An 8523-nucleotide genomic window follows, 5' to 3' on the forward strand; every position below is an offset into this window, starting at 1 on the left:
TTGAATGTGATGTGCTCTTTATTTCGTTTCTTTCGTCTTTTTTAAATTGCATAAAACCTCCTATTGCTCTGGTAATGCGGTCGCCAAACCTTTACCAGTATACCGCAATAGGAGGTTTTACTCATGCTAAAGCTATTTTTCTTCCCCCAGTAGAACTGGGGGTTTATTTCCACGCCTTAAGGCGCCAACGAACGGGAGACACACGGTGCAAACCCTGTGTCTCCCGTTTTTTGATTCGTTTCCGCCGGGCGGCTGCGCCGCCGTCCGGCGCGTCCTTTTTCAGACGTACTTCTGCGTCACGGTGTCGAACACGCCGCGGGTAGTCAGGCGCAGCGTCGGGATGACCGGCAGCGCCATGAACGAGAGCGTCATGAACGGATCGACGCCGCGGCTCACGCCGAGGGCGAACGCCTTTTCCTTGGCGTTTTCCAGCTCGCGGTTGACGTCCACGAGCGGCTCCTCGCTCATGATGCCCGCGATCTGGAGCCGGACCTCGCCGAGCACCTCGCCGTGGTCGAGCACGACGATGCCGCCGCCGAGCTCGACGACGCGGTTGGCTGCCGCCGCGATGTCCTCCTCGTTCGTGCCGACAACGATGATGTTGTGGCTGTCGTGCGAGATGGAGGTCGCCACCGCGCCGGACTTGAGGCCGTAGCCCTTGATGTAGCCGATGCCGATGTGGTGCGTGTTCTTATGGCGCTCGATGACCGCGATCTTGAGGATGTCGTTTTCCAGGTCGATCCTGTCGGCGTAGCCGGCGTCGGTCGTCACGATCTCGCCCGGGACCATGCCGAGCACGGCGCGCGGGCGGGTCTCGGTGAAATCGTCGGCGGTGAGGTGCGCGACGTGGAAGGTCTCGTGGGAGCGCTTGATGAGATGCGGGTCGATCTCGGGAGCCTCAAAGGGCGCGACCTCTTTGCCGTCGAACATGAGCTTGCCCTTCTTGTAGACCTCGAGAATATTGAAGTCGCGGAAGTTATCGATGATAACGAAGTCGGCAAGGAAGCCGGGCGCGATGGCGCCGCGGTTGTTGAGCAGGAAGTATCGGGCAGCATGGTGGCTCGCGCACTTGACGGCGATGATGGGGTCCACGCCCGCGGCGATGGCCTTCTTGATGATGTAGTCGATGTGGCCCTTTTCCAGCAGATCGTTGGGGTGCTTGTCGTCCGTGCAGAACATACAGTAGGTGTAATACTGCGGCGTGAGCAGCGGCAGCAGCGCGTCAAGGTTGCGCGCCGCGGTGCCCTCGCGGATCATGATGTACTGGCCGCGCTCGAGCTTGGCGAGCGCGTCGCCCATGTCGGAGCACTCGTGGTCGGAGTAGACGCCGGCGGCAACGTAGGCGTTGAGGTCGTTGCCGGAAAGGCCGGGAGCGTGGCCGTCGATCTTCTTGTGATGCGCCTGCGCCGCAACGATCTTTTCGAGCACCTGCTCGTCGGCGTTGGCGACGCCGACATAGTTCATCATCTCGGCAAGGCCCTCGACGCGGTTGTGCTCGTAGAAGCTGTCGATGGCGCGGTAGTCAAGGTTCGCGCCGCTCTCGTCGAGCGGGGTGGCGGGCACGCAGCTCGGCAGCATGAAGCGCACGTCGAGCGGCAGGTCCTCGGTGGCCTGCAGCATATACTCGATGCCGTCGGTGCCCATGACGTTGGCGATCTCGTGCGGGTCGGTGATAACGGTCGTGGTGCCGTGCGGAAGAACGGCCTTGGCAAACTCCTTCGGGCTGACGAGCGAGCTTTCCAGATGGATGTGCGCGTCCACAAAGCCGGGCAGCACAAGCTTGCCGCTCATGTCGACCTCGATCTCGCCCTCGTAATGCTCGCCCATGCCGGCGATCAGGCCGGAGGCCACGGCGATATCGCCGCGGCTGAGCTGGTTGCAGAACACATTCACATAGGTCGCGTTCTTCAAAACGAGGTCGGCCTTCTGCCGTCCCGCCGCGACCTCTACCACATGGAGCTTTTTGTTGAGCTTGCGGTTGATCCTGCCCGCGTAGCTTTCCTTGTATGCCATCGCCATGATCCTCCTGTTCTCGCTTTATCATAATTTTTTCTAATGTTAGGCTTAAACACCTGTGATACCTGTTGCATGGAGTATACTACGATTTCCCGCGCTTGTCCATGCCTTTTTCGTGAAAAGCGGAAGAAATTTGGGCAATGGGAAGAGACCGCACGGCAATTCTCGTGCCATGCGGTCCCTGATAAAAATGCTCTTTTGTCAGCGCAGCTTCGCGCCCAGCTCGGCTTCGAGCAGCGCAAGGATGCTCTTCACATCCTCGTCGGCCTCCTCGCCGGTGAGGCTGCGGTCATCCGCGCGCAGCGTCAGGCTGAACGCAACGGACTTGCTGCCCGGCGCGACGCCGATGCCGCGGTAAATGTCGAACAGCTCGACCTTCTTCAAAAGGCCCTTCGCGCCGCGGCGGATGCAGTCCTCCAGCGCGCCGACGGTGACACTCTCGGCGCACACCACGGCGATATCGCGTGTAACAGCGGGGAACTTCGGCAGCGGCTGGTAGACGGGGATACCGCCCCGCACGGAGTAGAGCGCGTCAAAGCGCAGCTCGGCGGCGTAGATCTCCGCGTCCACGCCGTAGGTGGCCGCGACGAGCGGGTGGATCTGACCGAACACACCCAGCTCGACATCGCCGGCATAGACCTTCGCGCAGCGGCCGGGGTGATAGGAGGCGTTGTCCGTGCATGCCTCAAAGCGGACGTCCTTGATGCGGCAGGCGCGGAGAATGGCCTCGATGCCGCCCTTGAGCGTGAAGAAGTCCATCCCGTCGCCGTAAGCGCCGAGGGAGAGGATCTTCGGCTCGTCGGCCAGACCGTCCTCGCGGGGCAGGTATATCTTGCCCAGCTCGTAGAGGCGCACGGCCTTGTTGCGGTAGTTGTAGTTGCGGGTGATGATCTCCAGCATGGAGGGGAGGATCGTCGTGCGCATGATGGAGGTGTCCTCGCCCAGCGGGTTGAGGATCTTCAGGCTTTTACGCAGCGGGGCGTCCTTCGGCATACGGATCTTATCGTAGTACGACGGGCTGATGAAGGAGTAGGTGATAATCTCGTCGTAGCCGAGCGTGCGGCAGGTCTCGCCGAGCGCGCGGTCAAAGAGCTGCTGCTCACTGAAGCCGCCGCGCGTCGTCTCGCCGCGCATGAGCGTGCAGGGAATGTTGTTGTAGCCGTAGAAGCGGGCGACCTCCTCGGCAATGTCGCTGTAGTGCTCCACATCGCCGCGCCAGCTCGGCACGAGAATGTCGTCGCCGCTGAGCTCAAAGCCGAGGGAGAGAAGGATCTCGCGCATCAGGCTCTCGGGCAGGTCGGTGCCGAGCAGGGCATTGATCTTCTCCGGCTCGAGCTTCACGACCGTGGGAGCCTTGTCCTTGGCGATGACGTCCATCACGCCGTCCACGACCTCGCCGCAGCCGAGCAGCTCGACCAGCTCGCAGGCACGCTGCACGGCCTTCATGGTGTTCATCGGGTCAAGGCCCTTTTCGTAGCGTGCGGAGGCGTCGGTACGCATCCCGAGGGCCGCCGCCGTGCGGCGGACGGACACGCCGTTGAAGTTGGCGCTCTCAAAGAGGACCATCGCCGTATCGCCGACGATCTCGCTGTTCGCGCCGCCCATCACACCCGCGACGCACACGGGCTTGTGCTCGTCGCAGATGCAGAGCATATTCGGCGTGAGCTTGCGGTCGTTGCCGTCGAGGGTCTGAATGGCCTCGCCCTCACGCGCGGTGCGGACGACGATCCTGCCGCCGTCCACGCAGGAGAAGTCGAAGGCGTGCATCGGCTGGCCGTACTCGAGCATGACGTAGTTCGTGATATCAACGATGTTGTTGATCGGGCGCACGCCGGAGTTGCGCAGGCGCTCGCGCATCCACTTCGGGGAGGGCGCGATCTTGACGTTCTTCACCATGCGCGCGGTGTAGCGCGGACAAAGCTCGCCGTCCTCGATCTCGATGTCGACCAGCTCCGCGATGCTGCCGCCGCAGCCCTTGACCTCGGGTGTGTGCAGCTTGAGGGGGCGGTGGAAGGTCGCGCTCGCCTCGCGGGCGAGGCCGATGACGGAAAGGCAGTCGGGACGGTTGGGCGTGATCTCGAACTCGACCACGCTGTCGTCATAGCCGATGACCTTCGCGATGTCGTCGCCGGGCTTCACATCGTCCTCACGCAGGACGAAAATGCCGTCGGCGATGCAATGCGGGAACTCGCGCTGCTCGGCGTGCAGGTCGGCAAGCGTGCAGATGGAGTCGGACTTGGTGTTGTAGGCCACCAGATCGCCCTCGTGCAGGTTGGAGCAGACGGTGTCGGGACAGGCGGTCGTGCCGCCGAGGTCGAGACAGGTATGGAATGTGCCGTCGCCCTGCGGCGCGCACTCGAGCACCTTCGCCGCCGCGACCGGTCCGAACACCTTGTCACCAGGCTTGATGTCGGCGGGGATGGAGGGCTTGTCCTTGTCGATGGGATGATAGTCGTTCAGAAGCGCCGCGGGCGTGATGACCGCGTAGGGGAAGTCGTGCTCGGCGGTCAGGCCCAGCTCCTTGAGCGAGCAGAGCATACCGTTGGACGGCACGCCGCGCAGCTTGCCCTTTTCGATCTTCACGCCGCCGGGCAGCACGGACTTGTGCAGCGCCGCGGGCACCAGATCGCCGACGTGGATGTTCCACGCGCCGGTGACGATCTGCACCGGCTCCTCCTTGCCGACGTCGAGCTGGCAGACCCACATATGGTCGCTGTCGGGGTGCTTTTCCATGGAGAGGATCTTGCCCGCGACCACGTTTTTGAGGCTCTCGTCCAGACGCTCGATGGTCTCGACCTTGGAGCCGGAGAGCGTCATTTCATCGTTGAACTGCTTGTCGGTGATGTCGTGGAGGTCAACAAATTCGTTGAGCCAATTTCTGCTTAAATTCATTTTCTTCGCTCTCCTTTCTCAGAACTGCTCCAGGAACCGGACATCGTTTTCGAAGATCAGACGCAGGTCGCCGATCTTGAAGTGGCCGAGCGCCAGACGCTCCAGACCCATGCCGAACGCCCAGCCGGAATACACGTTGGAGTCGATGCCGCAGCCCTCGAGCACCTTGGGGTGAACCATGCCCGCGCCGAGGACCTCGATCCAGCCCTCACCCTTGCAGGTCGGGCAGCCCGCGCCGTGGCACTTGTGGCACTGGATGTCCATCTCGCAGCTCGGCTCGGTGAACGGGAAGTGGTGCGGGCGGAAGCGCGTGACCGTGCCCTTGCCGTACAGCTCCTCCATGACGGCGTTGAGCGTACCCTTGAGGTCCGCCATCGTCACGCCCTTGTCGATGACCATGCCCTCGATCTGGTGGAACATGGGGGAATGGGTGGCGTCCACCTCGTCCTTGCGGTACACGCGGCCCGGAGCAAGGATGCGGATGGGCAGAGAGCGCGTCTCCATCGCGTGGATCTGCATGGGAGAGGTCTGCGTGCGCAGCAGGATGGAGCTGTCCTCGGTGAAGTAGAACGTGTCCGTCCACTCGCGGGCGGGGTGTCCCTCGAGGCAGTTGAGCTTGGTGAAGTTGTAGTCGGCGGTCTCGACCTCGCGGTCCTCGAGAATTTCAAAGCCCATGCCGACGAAGATGTCCTTGATCTCGTCGAGCACCTGATACATCGGGTGCTTTTTGCCGATCTTCACGGCCTTGCCGGGAATGGTGACGTCCACTGCCTCGGCCTTGAGCTTCATCTCCAGCGCTTTTGCGGCAAGCTCCTTCGTGCGCGTCTCCACGCTCTCCTCGAGCTTGGCGCGCACCTCGTTGGCAAGCTGGCCGATCACGGGGCGCTCCTCCGCGCTGAGAGAGCCCATCTGCTTGAGGACAGCGGTCAGCTCGCCCTTCTTGCCGAGGTACTGCACGCGCAGCGCCTCAAGGTCCTCCGCCTTCTCCGCGCCGCCGATGGCCTCAAGGGCTTTGGCGCGGATGGCTTCTAATTGCTGCTTCATATCATGTCTCCTTCTCTTGTGAAAGTTTTTGGCAAAAAAATAAAACCCCTCGTCCGCATGGGACGAAGAGCCTCTCCGTGGTACCACCCAAATTCGCGCAGACGGTCTGCGCGCACTCGCGACCCTTTAACGGCGGTCAGCCGTCCGCGCCTTTCCTCGCGGCCGCTCCAGGGCGAACCAAGCGACACTCCACAGACCGGCTTCCAGCCGCCGACCGGTCCTCTCTGCGCGAAGCAAGCTCGCTATTTTCCCGTTCTCTGCGTTTCTCTGACAGTTATTTATAGCACACGACGCGCAAAGTTTCAAGTGCTTTCGCACTTTTTCTTCACAGCTTTGTCCGAAATGTTTGCATTCCCGCGCGAAATGGCTTATAATGCACCATGCTTTACCTCATTTTTTCGGAAGAAGGTGGAAAGAAAAGAATGACTCCCTTTATGGAATGGAATCTGAACTGCCTGCGCGCCATCGCCGAGCTGCGCACTCCGCTGCTCGACACGCTCATGCAGGGCGTGACGGAGCTCGGCGGCGAGACGCTGTTCATGCTCTTTATGCTGGTGGTCTTCTGGTGCGTGGACAAAAACAAGGGCTATTTTCTCATGCTCCTGTGCTTCACCGGCACGACGGTCAACCAGATGCTGAAGATCGCGTTCTGCATCCCGCGGCCCTGGGTGCTCGACCCCTCGTTCGAGATCGTCGAGTCCGCCCGCGCGGGCGCGACGGGCTTCTCCTTCCCCTCGGGCCACACGCAGAACGCCGTCGCCGCCTACGGCGGGATGTTCTGCATCACGAAAAAGCTTTGGGTGCGCGTGGTGTGCATGGCGCTGGCGCTGCTCATTCCCTTTTCGCGGCTGTATCTCGGCGTTCACACGCCGCTCGACGTCGGCGTATCGTTCCTGATCGGCTGGCTGCTGGTGCTGGCGTTCTATCCTCTGCTCGAGGAGATCGGCCACCGCGGCGAGGTGCTCGAACGCATCTGGCTCATCCTGCTCGTACCGGCGGCGCTGTTCCTGCTTTATGCGCTTCGCGTCCGCGCGGGCGCAAGCGGCGACGCAGCCAATTTTGACCACGCGGTCAAAACGGCGTGGTCGATGCTCGGCCTTGTGCTCGGCGCGATCGTCTCGGTGTTCGCCGACCGGCACTACACGCGCTTTGAAACGCAGGCCGTGTGGTGGGCGCAGATCCTCAAGGTCGTGCTCGGTCTCGCGCTGACGCTGACCGTGCGCGTGGCCCTCAAGGCGCCGCTGACGGCGGCCTTTGGCGCGAACAGCGTCGGCGACGGCATCCGTTATTTCGCCGTGGTGCTCATGGCGGGCACGCTCTGGCCGATGACCTTCGGCTGGTTCAGCCTGATGGGTCGAAAAAAGTGATTTACAGCCGAAGTAAGACGTGCTATACTTTACCCTGCAAGAAAGAAGAAAGGAGACTTTTTTCGTGAAAAAGCGGCTCTACCGTTCCAAAACGGATAAAAAGCTCTGCGGCGTCTGCGCCGGCGTGGCGGATTATTTCGGCATCGACCCCACCATCGTGCGCGTGATCTGGGCGCTGCTGGCGTTCTTTTACGGCACGAGCATCCTGCTCTATGTCATCATGGCCCTTGTCGTGCCGGAGCAGCCGGCCGGCGGCGGCGTGATCGACGTGGACAGTGAGGTCCGCGAGCCGAGCGAGAAGAAGGAAAAATACAAGGGTCCCGAGATCGACTGAGCGGGACGCCTCAAAATACCGGCCGCCGAGGCGGCTATTACAGGAAGAAACAGGAAGGAAGAACCACTATGATGACCTATCCCATGCACGTTGCGGGCCTCGTCCGCGATCTCCCCATCTGCAAGGTGACGGAGGACTTCTACATCGGCGCCTTCATCATGTTCGGCGACGCCGAGCTGACCGTCGCCTGCGCCCGCGACCTCCTCAAGCTGGCGGAGGAGCTGGACTACGACTATCTGCTCACCGCCGAGGCCAAGTCCATTCCCCTCATTCACGAGATGGCGCGTCAGAGCGGCGCGGAGAAGTATTTCATCGCGCGTAAAGGCCCCAAGGTCTATATGCCCGACCCCATCTCCGTGGAGGACCGCTCCATCACTACGCTCGGCGTGCAGCAGCTCTTCCTCGGCCGCGACGACGCCGACCTCATCAAGGGTAAGAAAATTCTGATCGTGGACGACGTCATCTCCACCGGCGGCAGCCTGCACGCGATGGAGACGCTGGTCGCCAAGGCGGGCGGCACGGTCGCCGGACGCATGGCCGTCCTCGCCGAGGGCGACGCCAAGAACCGCGACGACATCAAGTTCCTCGCGCCGCTGCCGACCTTCAAGGCCGACGGCAGCGTCCGCTGAGCGCACAGCCAAACAGAGCAGGAGCGCCGCTCATTCGAGCGGCGCTCCTTTTATTGGCGCCTTAAGGCGTGGAAATAAACCCCCAGTTCTACTGGGGGAAGAAAAATAGCTTTAGCATGAGTAAAACCTCCTATTGCGGTATACTGGTAAAGGTTTGGCGACCGCATTACCAGAGCAATAGGAGGTTTTATGCAATTTAAAAAAGACGAAAGAAACGAAATAAAGAGCACATCACATTCAA

7 protein-coding genes are annotated in these 8523 nt (G+C 61.5%); 3 read left to right on the forward strand and 4 right to left on the reverse strand.

Annotation, left to right across the window (positions count from 1 at the left end):
• Nucleotides 1-279 precede the first annotated feature (279 nt).
• The 3 genes from ade to pheS form a co-directional block, all read right to left on the reverse strand.
• Nucleotides 280-2013 (reverse strand): adenine deaminase, encoded by a 1734-nt coding sequence (ade, locus tag KQI17_RS12900; RefSeq protein WP_216496615.1) that lies wholly within the window; start codon nt 2011-2013, stop codon nt 280-282.
• Nucleotides 2014-2217: 204 nt separating this feature from the next.
• Complete coding sequence (gene pheT, locus KQI17_RS12905) at nt 2218-4908, reverse strand: phenylalanine--tRNA ligase subunit beta (protein ID WP_216496616.1); 2691 nt, start codon at nt 4906-4908, stop codon at nt 2218-2220.
• A gap of 18 nt (nt 4909-4926) precedes the next feature.
• Nucleotides 4927-5952, reverse strand: a complete 1026-nt coding sequence (pheS, locus tag KQI17_RS12910; RefSeq protein WP_216496617.1) for a phenylalanine--tRNA ligase subunit alpha — start codon at nt 5950-5952, stop codon at nt 4927-4929.
• A 434-nt stretch (nt 5953-6386) separates the two neighbouring features.
• Between pheS and KQI17_RS12915 the strand changes: the two genes are divergently transcribed.
• The 3 genes from KQI17_RS12915 (at nt 6387) to KQI17_RS12925 (ending at nt 8282) form a co-directional block, all read left to right on the forward strand.
• Nucleotides 6387-7319 carry a phosphatase PAP2 family protein gene (locus tag KQI17_RS12915; RefSeq protein ID WP_216496618.1) on the forward strand — a complete coding sequence of 311 codons (933 nt, stop codon included), beginning with the start codon at nt 6387-6389 and terminating at the stop codon, nt 7317-7319.
• Between the two features lie 64 nt (nt 7320-7383).
• Nucleotides 7384-7653 (forward strand): PspC domain-containing protein, encoded by a 270-nt coding sequence (locus tag KQI17_RS12920; protein WP_022019247.1) that lies wholly within the window; start codon nt 7384-7386, stop codon nt 7651-7653.
• A 68-nt stretch (nt 7654-7721) separates the two neighbouring features.
• On the forward strand, nt 7722-8282 hold the full coding sequence (locus tag KQI17_RS12925; RefSeq protein WP_022019248.1) for a phosphoribosyltransferase family protein: 561 nt from the start codon (nt 7722-7724) through the stop codon (nt 8280-8282).
• A gap of 50 nt (nt 8283-8332) precedes the next feature.
• Here the strand turns inward: KQI17_RS12925 and KQI17_RS12930 are convergent.
• Nucleotides 8333-8523, reverse strand: a 191-nt coding sequence (locus KQI17_RS12930; RefSeq protein ID WP_216496619.1) for a hypothetical protein, incomplete at its 5' end; no start/stop codon positions are given.

Source organism: Oscillibacter sp. MSJ-31 (assembly GCF_018918025.1).
GTDB lineage: Bacteria > Bacillota > Clostridia > Oscillospirales > Oscillospiraceae > Hominicoprocola.